This is a genomic window from Micromonospora sp. NPDC049240 (genome assembly GCF_040647835.1).
In the GTDB taxonomy this organism is placed as follows: domain Bacteria; phylum Actinomycetota; class Actinomycetes; order Mycobacteriales; family Micromonosporaceae; genus Micromonospora.
In genome coordinates this window covers 24,842-41,749 of record NZ_JBEZCX010000008.1, presented here as the reverse complement: position 1 = coordinate 41,749, position 16,908 = coordinate 24,842, and the positions used below count along the sequence as shown (strand labels likewise).

The 16,908-nt window shown below is 73.8% G+C and carries 17 protein-coding genes; 14 read left to right on the top strand and 3 right to left on the bottom strand.

Annotated elements, in window-relative coordinates; all coding sequences use genetic code 11:
• Position 1 precedes the first annotated feature (1 nt).
• Positions 2–499 carry a 6,7-dimethyl-8-ribityllumazine synthase gene (gene ribH / locus AB0B02_RS13745; RefSeq protein WP_281939770.1) on the top strand — a complete coding sequence of 166 codons (498 nt, stop codon included), beginning with the start codon at positions 2–4 and terminating at the stop codon, positions 497–499.
• A 317-nt stretch (positions 500–816) separates the two neighbouring features.
• On the opposite strand, the gene AB0B02_RS13740 is transcribed toward ribH, so the two are convergent.
• The gene (locus AB0B02_RS13740) at positions 817–942 is read right to left on the bottom strand and encodes a hypothetical protein (RefSeq protein ID WP_281939772.1); all 126 of its coding nucleotides are present in this window, start codon (positions 940–942) and stop codon (positions 817–819) included.
• A 27-nt stretch (positions 943–969) separates the two neighbouring features.
• On the opposite strand from AB0B02_RS13740, the gene AB0B02_RS13735 reads away from it, so the two are divergent.
• From AB0B02_RS13735 to pheT, 10 genes are all read left to right on the top strand, one after another.
• Positions 970–1,233, top strand: coding sequence for a phosphoribosyl-ATP diphosphatase (locus AB0B02_RS13735; RefSeq protein WP_043324932.1), 264 nt, complete (start codon positions 970–972; stop codon positions 1,231–1,233).
• Between the two features lie 43 nt (positions 1,234–1,276).
• Positions 1,277–2,122, top strand: coding sequence for an ATP phosphoribosyltransferase (gene hisG / locus AB0B02_RS13730; RefSeq protein ID WP_281939776.1), 846 nt, complete (start codon positions 1,277–1,279; stop codon positions 2,120–2,122).
• Positions 2,119–3,081 (top strand): DMT family transporter, encoded by a 963-nt coding sequence (locus AB0B02_RS13725; RefSeq protein ID WP_357300309.1) that lies wholly within the window; start codon positions 2,119–2,121, stop codon positions 3,079–3,081. The genes hisG and AB0B02_RS13725 overlap by 4 nt, the downstream gene beginning before the upstream one ends.
• A complete protein-coding gene (locus AB0B02_RS13720; RefSeq protein ID WP_199199889.1) occupies positions 3,078–3,551 on the top strand; it encodes a PH domain-containing protein in 474 nt (157 codons plus the stop codon). Before AB0B02_RS13725 ends, AB0B02_RS13720 begins: the two co-directional genes overlap by 4 nt.
• Positions 3,552–3,877: 326 nt before the next feature.
• Positions 3,878–4,528 (top strand): translation initiation factor IF-3, encoded by a 651-nt coding sequence (gene infC / locus AB0B02_RS13715; protein WP_091263828.1) that lies wholly within the window; start codon positions 3,878–3,880, stop codon positions 4,526–4,528.
• 18 nt (positions 4,529–4,546) lie between these two features.
• Positions 4,547–4,741, top strand: coding sequence for a 50S ribosomal protein L35 (rpmI, locus tag AB0B02_RS13710; protein ID WP_107160101.1), 195 nt, complete (start codon positions 4,547–4,549; stop codon positions 4,739–4,741).
• Positions 4,742–4,773: 32 nt separating this feature from the next.
• Complete coding sequence (rplT, locus tag AB0B02_RS13705; protein ID WP_222957518.1) at positions 4,774–5,166, top strand: 50S ribosomal protein L20; 393 nt, start codon at positions 4,774–4,776, stop codon at positions 5,164–5,166.
• 61 nt (positions 5,167–5,227) lie between these two features.
• A complete protein-coding gene (locus AB0B02_RS13700; RefSeq protein WP_357300303.1) occupies positions 5,228–6,109 on the top strand; it encodes an RNA methyltransferase in 882 nt (293 codons plus the stop codon).
• A 172-nt stretch (positions 6,110–6,281) separates the two neighbouring features.
• A complete protein-coding gene (gene pheS / locus AB0B02_RS13695) occupies positions 6,282–7,343 on the top strand; it encodes a phenylalanine--tRNA ligase subunit alpha (protein WP_281939787.1) in 1,062 nt (353 codons plus the stop codon).
• Positions 7,344–7,369: 26 nt separating this feature from the next.
• Positions 7,370–9,919, top strand: coding sequence for a phenylalanine--tRNA ligase subunit beta (pheT, locus tag AB0B02_RS13690; RefSeq protein WP_357300298.1), 2,550 nt, complete (start codon positions 7,370–7,372; stop codon positions 9,917–9,919).
• An 89-nt stretch (positions 9,920–10,008) separates the two neighbouring features.
• On the opposite strand, the gene AB0B02_RS13685 is transcribed toward pheT, so the two are convergent.
• Positions 10,009–10,893 carry a Crp/Fnr family transcriptional regulator gene (locus AB0B02_RS13685; RefSeq protein WP_357300295.1) on the bottom strand — a complete coding sequence of 295 codons (885 nt, stop codon included), beginning with the start codon at positions 10,891–10,893 and terminating at the stop codon, positions 10,009–10,011.
• Positions 10,894–11,068: 175 nt separating this feature from the next.
• Between AB0B02_RS13685 and AB0B02_RS13680 the strand changes: the two genes are divergently transcribed.
• The 3 genes from AB0B02_RS13680 to AB0B02_RS13670 are packed head-to-tail and all read left to right on the top strand — an operon-like array spanning position 11,069 to position 14,945.
• Entirely contained in the window at positions 11,069–11,881 is an 813-nt protein-coding gene (locus AB0B02_RS13680) for a hypothetical protein (protein ID WP_357300292.1), read from the top strand.
• A complete protein-coding gene (locus AB0B02_RS13675) occupies positions 11,878–14,118 on the top strand; it encodes a hypothetical protein (protein WP_357300289.1) in 2,241 nt (746 codons plus the stop codon). The genes AB0B02_RS13680 and AB0B02_RS13675 overlap by 4 nt, the downstream gene beginning before the upstream one ends.
• Entirely contained in the window at positions 14,115–14,945 is an 831-nt protein-coding gene (locus AB0B02_RS13670; protein WP_357300286.1) for a hypothetical protein, read from the top strand. The genes AB0B02_RS13675 and AB0B02_RS13670 overlap by 4 nt, the downstream gene beginning before the upstream one ends.
• A gap of 54 nt (positions 14,946–14,999) precedes the next feature.
• Here AB0B02_RS13670 and AB0B02_RS13665 read toward each other — a convergent pair whose 3' ends face one another.
• Entirely contained in the window at positions 15,000–16,763 is a 1,764-nt protein-coding gene (locus AB0B02_RS13665) for a beta-1,3-glucanase family protein (protein WP_357300283.1), read from the bottom strand.
• Between the last annotated feature and the right edge of the window lie 145 nt (positions 16,764–16,908).

Here is a 16,908-nt window from a genome sequence, read left to right as displayed (position 1 = left end):
GATGGCGGGTTTCGGGGAGCCGGGCGTCACCGAGGTGGACGCCGCCGGGCTGACCGTCGGTGTGGTGGCCGCGCGCTGGCACGGCGAGTTGACCGATCACATGGTGGAGCGCGCGGTGGCCGCCGCGCAGGCGTGCGGCGCGCGGGCCGTGGTGGCCCGGGTGGCCGGTTCGGTGGAGCTGCCGGTGGTGGCGCAGGCGATGGCCCGCCGCCACGACGTGGTGGTCGCGCTCGGCGTGGTGGTACGCGGCGCGACCGCCCACTTCGACTACGTCTGCCGGTCGGTCACCGACGGGCTGACCCGGGTGGCGCTGGACGAGGGCAAGCCGGTGGCGCACGGCGTGCTCACGGTGGACACCATCGAGCAGGCCCGGGACCGGGCCGGGCTGCCCGGCTCGGCCGAGGACAAGGGCTGGGCCGCCACCGTGGCCGCGCTGGACGCCGCACTGGCCATCCGGGCCCTGGACGCCGCCGGCGCCCACCGCGTGGGCTTCGCCTGACCGCCTGACCGCGCTCGGTGGCGGGCCGGCGCCCGACATGCGTGCCGCTCAGGCTACGAACTTGATGGCGTGGACGAGTCGCCCGGGGCCGCCTGCGGGCTCGGGCCTCGGGCTCGGGTCTTGGACCGGGACCCGGCCCCGCCGCCGGGTGGGCGCTTCGGCCGCTGCCGCTGTTCGCCGCGCCCGGGTGACTCGTCCGTGCCATCAAGTTCGTAGCAGACCATCCGCGACATCCGGCCCGCCACCGAGGCCCTCATGGGCCTGCCCCAGCACTGGCTCCGGCCCGATATCGTCAGGAGCCGCGAACGCGTCGCCCGTCAGCCGTCCGGTCGGGACCCGGACATCAGCCCGGACGGGCCGGCGGGGTGGGCCACCGTCGGGTCCTGCCGGGCGGCCAGGGGTGAGAGCCAGGCGACGCGGGTGGACCCGGTGGGCACGCTCACCCGGGGCGGCTGGAAGAATCGCGTTTCGTGAAGACGTTCGAGGAGTTGTTCGCCGAGCTGCAGGCCAAGGCCGCCGCCGGCACCCCGGGCTCGGGCACGGTCGACGCGCTCGCCAAGGGCGTGCACTTCATCGGCAAGAAGGTCGTCGAGGAGGCGGCCGAGTCGTGGATGGCGGCCGAGCACGAGGGCCCGGAACGGGCCGCCGAGGAGATCTCCCAGCTGCTCTACCAGGCGCAGGTGCTGATGCTGGCCACCGGCCTGGAGCTGAAGGACGTCTACCGACATCTCTGAGTGCCCGTCCGCTGATCATCCGATCGAACGAAGGAGCACTCCCATGCTGCGTGTCGCCGTACCCAACAAGGGCGCCCTGGCCGAGTCGGCCGCCGGGATGCTGCGCGAGGCGGGCTACCGCCAGCGCACCGACCCGAAGGACCTGGTCTGCCGGGACGAGCCCAACGACATCGAGTTCTTCTACCTGCGCCCCAAGGACATCGCCACCTACGTCGGCTCCGGCGACCTGGACGTCGGCATCACCGGGCGGGACCTGCTGATCGACTCCGGTGCGCCGGCCGAGGAGGTGGTGGACCTCAACTTCGGGCGGGCCACCTTCCGGTTCGCCGCCCGCCCCGACGACGTCGCCTCCGTCCAGCAGCTCGGCGGGCACCGGATCGCCACCGCGTACCCGGGTCTGGTCGAGCGGCACCTGGCCGAGCTGGACGTCAAGGCCGAGGTGATCCGGCTCGACGGGGCGGTGGAGAACGCCATCCGCCTCGGCGTGGCCGACGTGGTCGCCGACGTGGTGGAAACCGGCGCCACGCTGCGCCAGGCCGGCCTGGTGGTCTTCGGCGAGCCGCTGCTGCGGTCCTCGGCGGTGCTGGTGCGGCGGGCCGGCGCGCCCGGCAGCGCCCAGCAGGAGCAGCTCGAACGCCGGCTGCACGGCGTGCTGGTCGCCCGCCGCTACGTGATGCTCGCCTACGACGTGCCGGCCGGGCTGCTCGACCGGGCCAGCTCGCTCACCCCGGGCATCGAGTCGCCGACCGTCTCGCCGCTGCACCGGGAGGGCTGGGTCGCGGTACAGGCGATGGTGCTCCGCGAGGACGTCCACCGGATCATGGACGAGCTGTACGAGTTGGGCGCCCGGGCGATCCTGGTCACCAACATCCACGCCTGCCGCCTGTGAGGCCGCTGCCGCTCCCGGCCGCGCTGTCCGTCGTCGTCCTGGCCGGCGTGGCCTCGGCCGCGCAGGGCGTGGTCAACGCCGAGCTGGGCGCGCGGACCGATGCCCCGGTCCTCGGCGCGGTGGCGAACAACGTGGTCGGCTGCCTGGTCGTGCTGGTCGGGCTGGCGGTGGTGCCGTCGATGCGGACCGGGCTGGCCGCGCTGCGCCGGGCCGGCCTGCCCTGGTGGTCGTACCTGGGCGGGGTGGGCGGCGCGGTGGTCGTGCTGACCGCGCCGGTGGTGGTGCCGGTGCTCGGGGTGGCCGTGTTCACCATCGCCCAGGTGGCCGGCGGCAGCCTCGGCGGCCTGGCCGTCGACCGGGCCGGGCTGGCCGCGGCCGGCCGGCTGCGGCTCACCGCGCCCCGGGTGGCCGGCGCGCTGCTCGGCATCGGCGCGGTGGCGCTCGCGCAGCTCGGCCGGCCGGTGGGTGACCTGGCGATCGGCCTGGTGTTGCTCTCCGTGGTGGGCGGGTTGGCGGTGGCGTTCCAGTCCGCGCTCAACGGGCGGGTCGCGGCCGGGGTCGGGCCGGCCGCCGGGCTCGCGGTCAACTTCGTGGTCAGCACGTCGGTGATCGGCGCGGTGGCGCTGCTGGCCGGCGCGTTCGCCGGCCCGCCGCGCTGGCCGACCGAGTGGTGGCTCTACACGGGCGGCCTGTTCGGCGTCGGCATCGTGCTCGCGCTGCTGGTCGGGGTGCGGGCCGCCGGGGTGCTGCGGACCGGCCTGGCGCTGGTGGCCGGGCAGCTCGGCGGCGCGCTGCTGCTGGACCTGGCGCTGCCCGACGGCCCCGGCGTCCGGCTGCCGGTGCTGGCCGGCGCCGTGCTCACGCTGCTGGCGCTGCTGGTGGCGGGCGTCCGGCGGCGCGGTCCGGCCCGTGTGGCGGCCGAACGCGAGCGCGAGCCGGATGGCAGACTGGTCGGGTGAGCGATTCCGTGGTGACCGTGCGGCCCCGCCGCGTCCGGGTGGTCTGCTGGGCAGCGGCCGTCACGCTGCTGGTGGTGTTCAGCCTCGTCGCGACGTCCCTGACCGGCGCGACCGGCGACGGTTACGGCTCGTTCCAGCGCGGCGACCAGTTCGCCATGATCGGCCTGGGCGTCTTCGGCGCGCTCGGCTTCCTGCTGTTCACCCGTCCCCGCGTGGTCGCCGACGCCAGGGGCGTCCGGGTGCGCAACGTGGTCGGCTCCTACGAGCTGCCGTGGGAGGTGATCCGCGGGGTCCGGTTCGACCGGGGCGCCCCGTGGGCCAGCCTGGAGCTGCACGACGACGACCTGCTGCCGATGGTGGCGCTCCAGGCCGCCGACAAGGAGAGCGCGGTCGAGGCGGTCCGCGCGTTGCGCCGCCTGCACCAGGCGCACCTGGCCACGCTGGCCGCCGGGCAGTCCGCGCCCCGCTGACCTGCGGGCCCGGTTTGGGTGGGCCTGGGTCGAGGGTGTAGTGTTGCGGGGTCGACCAGACTGCCCCCGTCCCTGACGTGCGGGCGGTCGCTGAAGCGGAGCGCCCGCTCCCACCCGAGTCGCCGTCCAGGTGTCCGGGTCCGGTCCCCGGTTTCGGGCACGTCCCGATCCCGGATGCGCGATCCTGTGATCGTGCCGACCGGTCGAGTGGGCCCTGGCATACGCCGGGGCCTTCTGCTTTCCGGGTCGGCTCCCGCCCGGGAGCCCGCGGAGTCGGCACCGTAGGACACTCGACTCGAGGAGGCCCCATCAGCGTCGAACCACGCGTGAACGAGCAGATCCGGGCACGTGAGGTCCGACTGGTCGGCCCTGAGGGTGAGCAGGTGGGCATCGTCCCGCTGGAGCGCGCCCTGCAGCTGGCCGCGGACGTCGACCTGGACCTGGTCGAGGTTGCGCCGATGGCGCGCCCGCCGGTGTGCAAGCTCATGGACTTCGGCAAGTTCAAGTACGAGAGCGCACTCAAGGCGCGCGAAGCGCGGCGTAACCAGCAGCAGACCGTCATCAAGGAAATGAAGCTCCGGCCGAAGATCGACCCGCACGACTACGAGACCAAGAAGGGTCACGTGGTGCGGTTCCTCAAGGCGGGCGACAAGGTCAAGGTGACGATCATGTTCCGCGGTCGCGAGCAGAGCCGCCCGGAGCTGGGTTACCGGCTCCTGCGCCGGCTCGAGTCCGAGATCACGGACCTGGGATACGTCGAGGCCGCCCCGAAGCAGGACGGCCGAAACATGATCATGGTTCTCGCTCCGCACCGGGCCGTCAAGGCCTCCGCGGTCGCCGCCACGGCGTCCCGCGGTGGGCCCCGGGACCGGGCCGCGGAGGAGTCGGCAGCCCCGGCAGGTGGCGAGACCCCGGCGGCCGGCGAGACCGCAGCAGCCGGTGAGACCGGCCCGACCGCTGACACCAGCGGCCAGTAACAGGGAGAGACGTTCCACATGCCGAAGATGAAGAGCCACACGGGTACGGGCAAGCGGGTCAAGGTGACCGGCTCGGGCAAGATCGTTGCCCAGCAGGCCGGCCTCCGCCACAAGCTGGAGAAGAAGCCTTCCACCCAGACCCGCCGGCTGACCGGCACCGTCGAGCTGGCCAAGGCCGACGTGAAGCGCATCAAGAAGCTGCTCGGCCGCTGACGCGCGCCACCTGAACCGAAGAAGGAGTTGAGATGGCACGCGTCAAGCGGGCTGTGAACGCCCAGAAGAAGCGTCGTACCCTGCTGGAGACCGCGAGCGGTTACCGCGGTCAGCGCTCCCGGCTCTACCGCAAGGCCAAGGAGCAGGTGCTGCACTCGATGCAGTACTCCTACCGGGACCGCCGCGACCGCAAGGGCGACTTCCGGCAGCTCTGGATCCAGCGGATCAACGCCGGCGCCCGGGCCAACGGCCTGACCTACAACCGGCTGATCCAGGGCATGCGCCTGGCCGGCATCGAGGTCGACCGCAAGATCCTGGCCGACCTGGCCGTCAACGACGCCGCCGCGTTCGCGGCGATCGTCGAGCTGGCCCGCGCCGCCGTGGCGGCCGAGGGCACCGGTGGCGCCGCGGCCCAGGCCGCCTGACCCACCTGTACGCGGCCCCAGGCCGCCTGACCCACCCGTACGGCAGATCGAGGCGTCTCCCATGCAGTCACCGTCGCAGGGGAGACGCCTCGACGCCGTCTCCGGCCCGTTCACCCCGCGTACCCCGAGGGTCGTGGCGGCCCGCCGGCTGCACCGCCGGCGCGACCGCGAGCAGGCCGGCCGCTTCCTCGCCGAGGGGCCGCAGGCCGTCCGCGAGGCGCTCGCCCGCGCCGGCACGGTGGTCGAGCTGTTCGGCACCCCGACCGCGCTGGACCGGCACGCCGACCTCGCCGCCGTCGCCGCCCGCGCCGACGTGCCGGTCTCCGAGGTCACCGACGAGGCACTCGCCGCGCTCAGCGAGACCGTGGCCCCGCAGGGCCTGGTGGCGGTCTGCCGGCACCTCGACGTACCGCTGGCCGAGGCCGTGGCGCGCGGGCCGCGACTGGTCGCGGTGCTCGCCGGGATCCGCGACCCGGGCAACGCCGGGACGGTGCTGCGCACCGCCGACGCGGCCGGCGCGGGCGCGGTGGTCTTCGCCGGCGAGGCGGTCGACCCCTACAACGGCAAGTGCGTGCGGGCGTCCGCCGGCAGCCTGTTCCACGTCGACGTGGTGCGCGACGCCGACCCGCTCGCGGCCGTCGAGGCGCTGCGGGCCGCCGGTCTGACGATCCTGGCCACCACCGGGTACGGCGACAGCGACCTCGACGACCTCGACGACGCCGGCCGGCTCGCCGCGCCCACCGCGTGGTTGTTCGGCGCGGAGGCGCACGGCCTGCCCGAGGAACTGACTGCGGTCGCCGACGCCCGGGTCCGGGTGCCGCTGCACGGTCGCGCCGAAAGTCTCAACCTGGCTGCGGCGGCGGCCGTCTGCCTGTATTCTTCGGCCAGAGCACTGCGTGCCCCCAGGGCCACGCGGCATACCGCAGGGGAGTCCACCTCGTGAGGAACGCGCCACGGCGTTCGTTTAGCCAGCCCGCCGGTGTCGGCGGGCGGCAGGTCTGACCCTCCCCCTGCACGACTCCCACCGGCGGGCTGCGGCGAAGCCGCGCGTCCGTAGACTCGCCTGGCCGCCTGTAGTCGGGCCGGCGCCGCCCTTGAGGGAGTGCCCGTTCACCATGAGTTACCGCAACGATCCGTACGACCCGAAGCAGGTCGCCCTGCTCGACCCGGACGCCCTGGCCGGGGCCGTGGCCGACGCCGAGAAGGCGTTCGCCGCCGCCACCGACCCGGACGCGCTGACCGCGCTGCGCCCGGCGCACCTGGGGGATCGTTCCCCGGTGTCGCTGGCGCGTCGGGAGATCGGCGCGCTGCCGCCGGCCGCGAAGTCCGACGCCGGCAAGCGGGTCAACGAGGCCCGCCGAGCCATCGAGTCCGCGTACGCCGCCCGCCAGGAGGTCCTGGACCGCGAGCAGGCCGAGCGGGTGCTGGTCGAGGAGCGGGTCGACGTGACCCTGCCCCACGACCGCCGGCCGCGCGGTGCCCGCCACCCGCTGACCGTGCTGATGGAGCAGATCAGCGACCTGTTCATCGGCATGGGCTACGAGGTGGCCGAGGGGCCCGAGGTCGAGTTGGAGTGGACCAACTTCGACGCGCTCAACATCCCGGCCGACCACCCGGCGCGCGGGCTGATGGACACGTTCCACATCGCCCCCCAGGGGTCGGGCCTGGTGCTGCGCACCCACACCTCACCGGTGCAGGCGCGCACCATGCTCAGCCGCAAGCCGCCGATCTACGTGGTGGTGCCCGGCCGGGTCTACCGCACCGACGAGCTGGACGCCACCCACGCGCCGGTCTTCCACCAGGTCGAGGGCCTGGTGGTGGACAAGGGCATCACCATGGCGCACCTGCGCGGCACGCTCGACCACTTCGCACGCGCCATGTTCGGCGAGGGCGCCAAGACGCGCTGGCGTCCGCACTACTTCCCGTTCACCGAGCCGTCGGCCGAGTTCGACGTCTGGTTCCCGGAGCACCGGGACGGGCCGCAGTGGGTCGAGTGGGGCGGCTGCGGCATGGTCAACCCGCGGGTGCTACGCGCCTGCGGGATCGACCCGGAGGTCTACTCCGGATTCGCGTTCGGCATGGGCATCGACCGGACCGTGATGGTCCGGCACGGCGTCAGCGACATGCGGGACATGGCCGAGGGCGACGTGCGGTTCACCCGCGCGTTCGGCGCCTGAGCTACGGGAACGGTGGTAGAGGAATCATGCGAGTTTCAGTCAGTTGGCTGCGGGAGTACGTGGATCTCCCCGCCGACCTGCCCGCCGACGACCTGGAGCAGGCGCTCGTCGACCTCGGCATCGAGGTCGAGTCGATCGTGGACCTGCGGGCGACCGTCACCGGCCCGCTGGTCGTGGGCGAGGTCCTGGAGATCGAGGAGCTGACCGGCTTCAAGAAGCCGATCCGCTTCTGCCGGGTGGACGTCGGCGGCGCGAACGGCACCGGCGAGCCGCAGGAGATCGTCTGCGGGGCGCGCAACTTCGCCCCCGGCGACAAGGTCGTGGTGATCCTGCCGGGCGGCGTGCTGCCGGGCAACTTCGCCATCGGCGCGCGCAAGACGTACGGGCGCAACTCCCACGGGATGATCTGCTCGGCGCTGGAACTGGGCCTGGGCGACGACCACTCCGGCATCATCGTGCTGCCCGCGGACGTCAAGGCCCAGCCCGGCGACGACGCGCGCCCGGTCGTCGGCCTGGACGACGTGGTGGTCGAGATGGAGATCACCCCGGATCGCGGGTACGCGCTCAGCGTCCGCGGCATCGCCCGGGAGCTGTCGCACGCGCTCGGCGTGCCGTTCCGTGACCCGGCCGACGCGCCGGCGACGGGCGGGACCGCCGAGCCGGCGTACCCGGTGGAGGTCCGTGACCCGGTCGGCTGCGACCGGTTCGCGGCCCGGATGGTGCGCGGCGTCGACCCGACCGCGGCCACGCCCGGCTGGATGCGGCAGCGGCTCACCGCGGCCGGCGTGCGCAGCATCTCGCTGCCGGTCGACATCACCAACTACCTGATGCTCGAACTCGGCCAGCCGATGCACGCGTTCGACGCGGACCGGATCACCGGGCCGCTGGTGGTGCGCCGCGCCGAGCCGGGGGAGAAGCTGACCACGCTGGACGGGGTGAGCCGCAGCCTGGTCGCCGAGGACATGGTGATCTGCGACGACAGCGGGCCGATCTCGCTGGCCGCGGTGATGGGCGGCGAGACCAGCGAGGTGCTCGCCTCCACCACGAACGTGCTGTTCGAGGCCGCGCACTGGGACCCGGCCATGGTGGGCCGCACCGCCCGGCGGCACAAGCTGTTCAGCGAGGCCGCGAAGCGCTGGGAGCGGGGCGTCGACCCGACGCTGCCGCTCGTCGCGCTGGAGAAGGCGGTCCGGTTGCTCACCGACCTGGCCGGCGGCACGCCCGGCGCGGAGGTGCTCGACCTCGACCACGTCCGCCCGCCGTCGCCGGTGACGCTGCCGGTGGACCTGCCGACCCGCCGGGTGGGTGTGTCGTACCCGGCGGACCGGGTGGTGGAGCTGCTGGAGCAGGTCGGCTGCGCGGTCAGCCGCGGCGCCGACCGGCTCGGCGAGGACCCGGGCACGGTCGGGGTGGCCACCGGCGGGGCCGCCGAGGTGCTGACCGTGACGCCGCCGAGCTGGCGGCCCGACCTGACCGACCCGGCCGACCTGGTGGAGGAGGTGGTCCGCCTCGACGGGTACGACCGGGTGCCGTCGGTGCTGCCCACCGCGCGGCCCGGCCGGGGCCTCACCCCGGCACAGCAGCGCCGGCGCGCGGTGGCTCGCTCGCTCGCCGAGCGCGGCTGGGTCGAGGTGCTGGCGCAGCCGTTCGTCGCCCCGGAGCTGGCCGACCAGCTCGGCCTGCCGGCCGACGACCCGCGCCGCCCCGCGGTGCGGGTGGCCAACCCGCTGTCCGAGGAGGAGCCGCTGCTGCGCACCACGCTGCTCGGCCCGCTGCTCGGCATCGTCCGGCGCAACGTCGGCCGGGGCCAGCGGGACGTGGCGATCTACGAGATCGGCGCGGTCTTCCGTCCCCGTCCGGGCGTCGGCGCCCCGCCCGCCATGGGCGTGGACCGGCGGCCCACCGACGAGGAGTTCGCCGCCGCCGACGCGGTGGTGCCGGCGCAGCCGCGACACGTCGCGGTGGCGCTCTGCGGCGAGATCGAGCCGGCCGGGTGGTGGGGCGCGGGTCGCGCGGCAAGCTGGGCGGACGCCGTCGAGGCCGGCCGGGCGGTGCTCGCCGCCGCCGGCATCCCGGCCGACCGGGTGACCGTGCGGGCCGGTGAGTACGCCCCCTGGCACCCGGGCCGCTGCGCCGAGCTGCTCGTCGACGACACCGTGGTCGGGCACGCCGGCGAGCTGCACCCGGCCGTGGTGACGGCGCTGGAACTGCCCCGGCGCACCAGCGCCATGGAGCTGGACCTGGACGCGCTGCCCGCCGCGCCGCTGGTGGCCGGGCCGGCCATCTCCACGTTCCCACCGGCGCTGATCGACGTGGCGCTGGTGGTGGACGAGGCGGTGCCGGCGACCGAGGTCCGGGCGGCGCTCGTCGAGGGCGCCGGCGCGCTGCTGGAGGACGTCCGGCTCTTCGACGTCTACGCCTCGGCGCAGCTCGGCGCCGGACGGAAGTCGTTGGCGTACAAGCTGACGTTCCGCGCCCCGGACCGCACCCTCGCGGGTGAGGAGGCGGTGGCCGCCCGGGACGCCGCGGTGGCGCTCGCCGCGCAGCGCTTCGGCGCCACCCTCCGCGGCGCCTGACGTGCAAGGAAGGGCCCCCGCTTAACGCCTAAGGTAGAGGCGGGGGCCCTTCTCAACACTCGGACATCCGCAGGACCTCCCGCCGGCGGTTACTCCTCGTCGGCGGGCAGCTCGCCGAGTTCCCGCAGGCGTCGCAGGTCCCGCACGGTAATCCGCCGGTAGTCGGTGTCCACGAGCCGCTCGGCGCGCAGGTCGCGCAGCGCCTTCTGGATCGAGGTCTCGGCAGCCCCGCAGATCGTCGCCAGCTCGGGCTGGGTGAGCCGGACGTCGATGACGACTCCGTCCGGGCTCCGTCGGCCGTGCGTGCGGCACAGCTCGGCGATCACTCTGGCCACCCGGATCTTCACCGCGTACGAGCTGAAGTCGATGCGGCGGCGGTTGGACCAGCGCAGCCGGTCCGCGACCATCGCCGCGAGTTCGAGCGCGGCCTCGGGGTGCTCCCTCAGGAAGCGGGTGAAACGGTCCCTCGTGACGACGCTGTAGCGCGTCGGGCCGCAGGTGGTGATCGTGGCCGAGCGTGGCTGGTCGTTGAGGGCGGACATCTCGCCGACCAGGTCGCCGCCGACCCGCAGCGAGAGCAGCGCCGACCGGCCGTCGGGGAGACTCGCCGTCACCTTGGTCAGCCCCTCCTCCAGCAGCACCAGGTGCGACTCCCGAACGCCCTCATGGATGAGAATCTGCCCGGCCGGCACCTGACGCCGGACGCCGAGGTCGAGCACGATCGCGCGGGTGTCGGGCCGCAGCCGTTGCAGGAAGGTGCCGTACGGCCACTGGACGTCCGGGGGTGCACCTCGACGCATCGACAACCTCACTCTCGTCTTCCCGCGAAGGCGGTCGAAGCGTAGCCGAAACTGAGCGGAGCGCGACGCCCGGCGCAGCAGGGCGACGGCCCCGGCGTACAGCGCCACCAGGGCCAGCACCTGCGCCGGCTGCCAGCCTGCCGCGAGGAGCAGTTCGCTGAGGACCTCGACCATGTCCCCAGTGCAACGCGGATCCGGCCGCCGGATCCCGGACGGAGAGGGGAAGACCGGTTTCGGACGGTCCGGCGGATGCCGTACTTCTACGGGGTGCGGCCCGGGTGAGCCCGGTTCGATGTCCCTTGTGGTCCCGCCGGTGTTGGCGGGCGGGTGACGAAGGGGCGACACGTCGATGCACCATCCCGAGCGACGACTGTTGATCAGTGTGGACATGGAGCGGTACAGCCGCCGCAGCAACCTCCAGCAGTACGAGGCGCAGCAAGAGTTCCGGCGTCTGCTGCACGAGGCGGCCGCCGCGGTCGGGCTGGACCGGACGGCCTGGCGTACCCAGCAGGCCGGAGACGGCGAGCTGGCGATCCTGCCCCGGGACGCGCCGGAGGCGCGCGTGATCGGCCGGTTCGTGCCCGAACTCAGCCGACGGTTGCGGGGGTACAACAGCAGCCGCGTCCCGGCGGCGCGGATCCGCCTGCGGATGGCCGTACACCAGGGGATCGTGCACCTCGACGGCGCGAACGGCTTCCCGGGCACCGCCGTGGTGCGGGTCTGCCGACTCTGTGACGCCGATCCGGTGAGGCGTGCTCTGGCGGACTTCCCGGGCGCGGGCGTGGCTCTCGTCGTCTCCAGCGACATCTACCAGGACGTCGTCTGCGAATACCCGGAGGAGTTGCGGCCCGAACGGTTCCGCCGGGTTCGGGTCAGCCATCCTGGTAAGGACTTCGAGGAGCATGCCTGGCTCCACGTGGTCGACGAGGACATGTCGTCGGCGTCGCCGGAGGGCGGGGGACCGACCGCGCCGGCCGGTGACGCCGAGCGGGCCCCGAGCGCCGCTCCGGCTCCCGCCCCGGGCGTCGCCGGACCCGGCAGCTCCGGTATCCATATCGGTAGCCTCCAGGTGGACGGACAGAACGCCATCGGCGCGAACGCGACCGCGATCGGATCCGTCGGCCGGGACGCCAGCATCGGCCGGGACGGTGGTGACCGGTGACCGGGTTCGCGCCGCAGCCGGAGATGGACGCCGTGTCGGTGCCGGTCGCGCCGGCCGGTCAGGAATCTGCCGAGGAGCATTCGCCGCCCGTCACGGCGGACGCTGGGCCCGGGGAGGAGCCGGCGGAGGACGACCAGGGCGGTGTGGAGGACGTCGAGGACGATTCCCCGCTCGATCCCGGCGAGGTGCTCGACCGATTGTCCGCGCTGCTCGGCACCCCGGCCGGCGTCGAGGTCGGGGAGATGCGCGTCCGTGGGCAGAACGCGACCGGGGCCGGAGCCACCGCCATCGGTACGATGAACGTCACGATGGCCGGCGCCGTCGGTGGCCGGACCTGGTCCGAGACCCTGAGCGGGACGGTCGTCCGCCAGTCTGCCGACGGCTACGCGCCCGCGCCCAGCGACCAGCAGATCGACCGACGGCTGAAGCAGGTGGCCCTGGTCTGCCTCTCCGGGCCGGAGGGCACCGGCCGGCACACGGCGGCGCGTCTGGCCGCCGCTCGGCGGCACGGCTACGACCGCGTGGGACTGGTCAACGTGGAGGGTCCCGGGGATCTGATCCAGGCGGCCGGAGCCCTGCGTGCCGGTCACGGCTACGTGCTGCCCCTGAGTGATCGGGCGGTTCGGGAACTGGACGGTATGACGCTGGTCGGTGCGGCGAACCGGGTCGAGGCGGCGGGCTGCACGATGGTGCTCGTCGGCGATTTCCGGTCGCGGATCCGCGAGTTCACCGACCAGCTCGTCGAACACCGCCCCCCGGCGGCGGTGGATGTCTTCCGCGCCCAACTACGCCGGCAGTTGCGCGGCCGGTGCGTCGGCTGGTGCGGCAACGGTTGCGCCGGTGGGTGCGTCGACAGCTATGTCGAGGAGGAGTGCGCCGGGCATCCCCTGCTGATCGGCTATCTGGGTGGTGACCCGCGCCCGGGTGAGGTGGTCCGGGTGGTGCAGTCGATCGCCCGGAACCCGGTGAGCGGCGCGGACCTCACCCAGCAGTTGGAGCGCCTGCTGCCCCGGCAGGTGCGCGAACGGGCGGCGCGGATCCTCGACTGCGCCGACGCGGGGCGGGACCTGTCGGGGAGCTGGACCGCCGACGAGCGGCGCGCTTTCCGGCTGTCCTGCGCGGTGCTGGCCGGTCAGCCGGTGTCGGAGGTCCACCAGGCGGCCCGGTTGCTGACTCTGCCCGGGTTCGACGAGCCGGGACGGGCGTCCTCGGCGCGTACCTCGGCTGCGCTCGACGAGCTGCTGGGGCCGGAGCTGCGCCAGGCCGTGCGGGTGCTCGACGACGACCGGATCGCGGGTGGGCGGCGGGTGGAGTTCACCCCGGGCAATGACGCGCTGCGGGCCAGCCTGCTGGAGGTCGCCTGGCAGGACTGGTTCCTGCCGGGGCAGCTCCTGGGGTGGTGGGTCGAGCTCGCACGCGGTGACGTGCCGGGGGTACGGCAGGCTGCGGCGGGTGCGATCGGCTGGTCGGCGGGGCACGCCGTGCGTTCCGCGCTGGATGCCGTGGACCAGTTGGCCCGGGAACGCCGCGCGGGCGTACGCCAAGTGGCTGCCATCGCCCTGGTCGCCATGGCGATGCAACCCCCGCTGCGGCAGCGGATCCGCACCGAGTTGGACCGCTGGGCCGAGAGCGGCGCCGCGCACCGGCGCGACACCGTGGCCCGGGCGTACGCCCTCGGCCTGGCTCGTCTCTGGCCTGACACGGCGCTGCTCCAGCTACGGCAGGTCGCCGAGGCCCGTATGCAGCGGTGGCAGAACTCCGTGGTCCGTGGACTGGTGGAGGTCTACGACGCGGGCCACGCGCCGGCCGTGCTGGCCGCGCTCGCGGAGTGGGCCGCCTCGGCAGACCCCGAGGTACGCCTGCATGCGGGGCGGGCGTTGCGGACCCTCGCCGACCGCTGGTCGCCCGTCCCCCGGGAGCACTGGCCGGAACTGCTGGACCTGGTGCGAAGCGGCACGCTCCGACTGCCAGACCTGGCCATGTGTTGGGCCGCCGCGCTCTCCCTTCCCGGGACCGCGTTCCGTGCGTGGCGGACGCTCGGGTTCTGGCTCAACCGCGCGGACGGACATCCGGAGGTGGCGGCGTACTGCCTGGAGCTGCTCCGGGCGGTCGTGGCCGGCCGCGAACCGCTCCGGCGCCGCCTCGACCATCAGCTCCGGCACGTCTGGCGGCCCGTGATGCGCGGCAACCCCCTGCTCGACGACATTCGACGACTCACCGAAGAGGAACAGCGATGAGCACTCACCCCACGGCGCGTCCGGCCACCCGACCGTCCGTTCCCGACCAGCCGGAGCGCCGCCGCTGGTGGCACGCGATCTTCCCACCCACCACGGCGCCCCTGATCACCGCTCCGCCGGTGCCGGCGACTCCCGTCACCGTGTCGTACCGGCAGGAGGCGCCGCAGCCCGTCCTGGTGCCGGCGAGGGGCGACGCCTTCGACTTCCGGCTGAACCCGGTGTTCGTCTGGACTGCCCAGCACATGACGTCCGAGTATCTGCGGTTACGGGCGGACAGTTACCTGACCTGGGCCGGCGGCATTCTCCGGGAGGAGGCGGTCGGCCTCTCCCGGCAACACGAGCCCCATCGATCCCACGAACTGGAGCAGGCGTTGAACACGCGCCTGACGGGTCGACGCTGGCCCCGCGAGGGGACGGCGCCCTTCTTCACCGTCCAGGTACGGGTCAGTCCCGACGAGCGGGTGCGGGAACGGCTGCGGCCGTACTGGGAGGACCGGATCCGGTTGGAGTGCGACCACGAACTGCAGAAGATCCGGGCCCGTCAGGCCGACGAGCTGACCCGGCGGTGGTGTGCGGTGCTCCAGAACCTGGAGGACGACCCGGTGACGGCGCACGCCGCCCGGCTCACCGGGGAACAGTTCGCCGAGGTGTTCCGCCGCTACGTGGCGGAGCGCCGGGAGACCGTGCCGGAGCTGGTGGACCTGCTCCGTGAGGCGGTCCGGGGACACAACGACCTGAACATGGGGCCGTCGGAGTACACCCAGGCGTGGGACACGGCCCTGCGCACGTACCAGCAGCAGCACGGGCTCGCCGAGCATCGTCGCTGACCCTGAGCCGGCGCGGCCCTTCCCGACAGGTCCCCGGGAAGGGCCGTCGTCGTCTCAGGCGGTGTACGGGAGGGTGAGCTGCGACCCGTCGCCCACGGCGAGGGTGGACGGGGCGGCGCCGATGGCGTTCCACACCTCCACCCGTACGCTGCCGCCCCGCAGGTCGCCGAGGGTGCCGGTGGCCGTCGCCAGTCCCCGGTCCTGGGTGTAGTCCTCCCAGCCGGTGAGCGGGTCCGTGGCGAAGTAGTGGTACGTCTCCATCCGGTCCCAGGTGCCGTCTCCGGTCAGGTCGTAGGAGACCCGGAGCTGGGTGCCGTTGCCGACCGCGGTGCCGGCGTCGACGAGGAGACGGAACGAGGTGGTGCCGCCGGTCCACCGCGCGGTCAGGTGGTCCGCCCGATAGACCCGTGGCGTGTGTGGGGTGCCGACCCAGGTGCCGTCCGCTGCCGCGATCGTGGCCCGGGCCGTGCTCGCCGGACGCTGCCGGAGCAGGTCGGGTTCGCCGAGATAGAGCTGTGGCCCGAACGGGCTCGTCGTCGGTTCCGGCGACGGGCTGTCGGACACCGAAGGGGTGGGGTCCGGCGAGGTCGGCGTAGGCGTCGGGCTCGGGCCCGGGCCGCCGCCCGGACCGAACGGGCTCAGGTCGATGCGCGCGGCGCGCGGGTCGCCGTCGTGCACCAGCGACTCCTGGTTGAGCACGTCGTCGAAGGCGAAGCCGTACGCCTTCCCGTCGACCATGGTGGCGTGCACGATCCGGGAGTAGTGGTTGGTGAGCGTGCCCCGGTAGAAGTCGGCCGGGCCGCCGGAGGGCTGCACGTCGCGGACGCCCAGGGTGGAGCGGTGCAGCGCGGCGCAGAGCGTCCGGGCGATCGGGCCGACCACGAGGTCGTTCGGGGCGGCGAGCGCGCCGTCGCAGTCCCACACGTCGGAGCTGGTGGGCCTGGTGAAGCTGGCGACCCGCTGACCCGCGCCGTCGGTGAACGTCATGACGTCGCCGCTGGTGCGTCCGGTGTACCTGATCGCGGGCTGGTCGAGGAAGGGCGTCACGGTCAGCGCCCGGGTGGCGTACGCCTGCCAGGCCGAGGCGATGTACGGGTCGAGGTAGCCGGCGTCGAGAAGGCCGGCGTCGGCGGCCTTGCCGGGGGAGAGCACCCGCAGCACGGTGCCGTCGGCCCTGGTCTGCACCGTGCCGTCCCAGCCGGCCTGGGCGCGGATCGCCGCGACGACCCGGTCGCGGCCGTCGTCGACGAGTCGGCCGGTCTCCCGGGAGGCGCCGTCGGCGCCGGTCACGCCGACCACGTGCGGGACGGCGAACATGTCGACCTGTGAGCTGTTCAGCCAGAGCCCGGCGTCGTTGTAGGTGAACTCGGACCAGTCGAACAGGACGTCCCGGTTGGGGTCGCCGGGGGCCCAGGGCGCGGGCTGGACCAGGCCGTCCGGGGTGAGGCGGAACGTCAGTTTCGCGCCGAACGCGAAGTAGACCCGGCCGGAGATGTTGCGGGGGACCTGGAGCGTGGTGGCGCCGCCGTTGGCCGGGCCGGGGATGGCCACGTCGGGGGCGGGGGTGGGTGGCAGGCCGCCGGCCGGCCAGGGGGTGAACGTGCCGGCGGCGTCGACGTGACCGAGCCGGCCGGAGGCGAGGTCGGTGCCGAGCACGTAGAGCCAGGTGGCGTCGGCTCGGCCGGTGTGGTTGGTGACGGTGAGGGGCAGCAGGTTCGGGCCGGTGGCCCGGGCCAGCGAGGCGGCCGCGACGACCGAGCCGGCGGTGGTGACCAGGAGCGCGAGCAGGGCGCGCAGGATTTTCGTACGGGTGGGCAAGGACGACTCCGAGGGTGGTGGGGGCACGGTGCAGCGGTCGCGCGGCACGGCGGGACGACCCGTGAGAGCGCTCTCTCAGCATCGGCGTGGAATGGGTGACTGTCAATGTGAAGCACGCCGATGCAGCTTCATGCGTCACACTGCA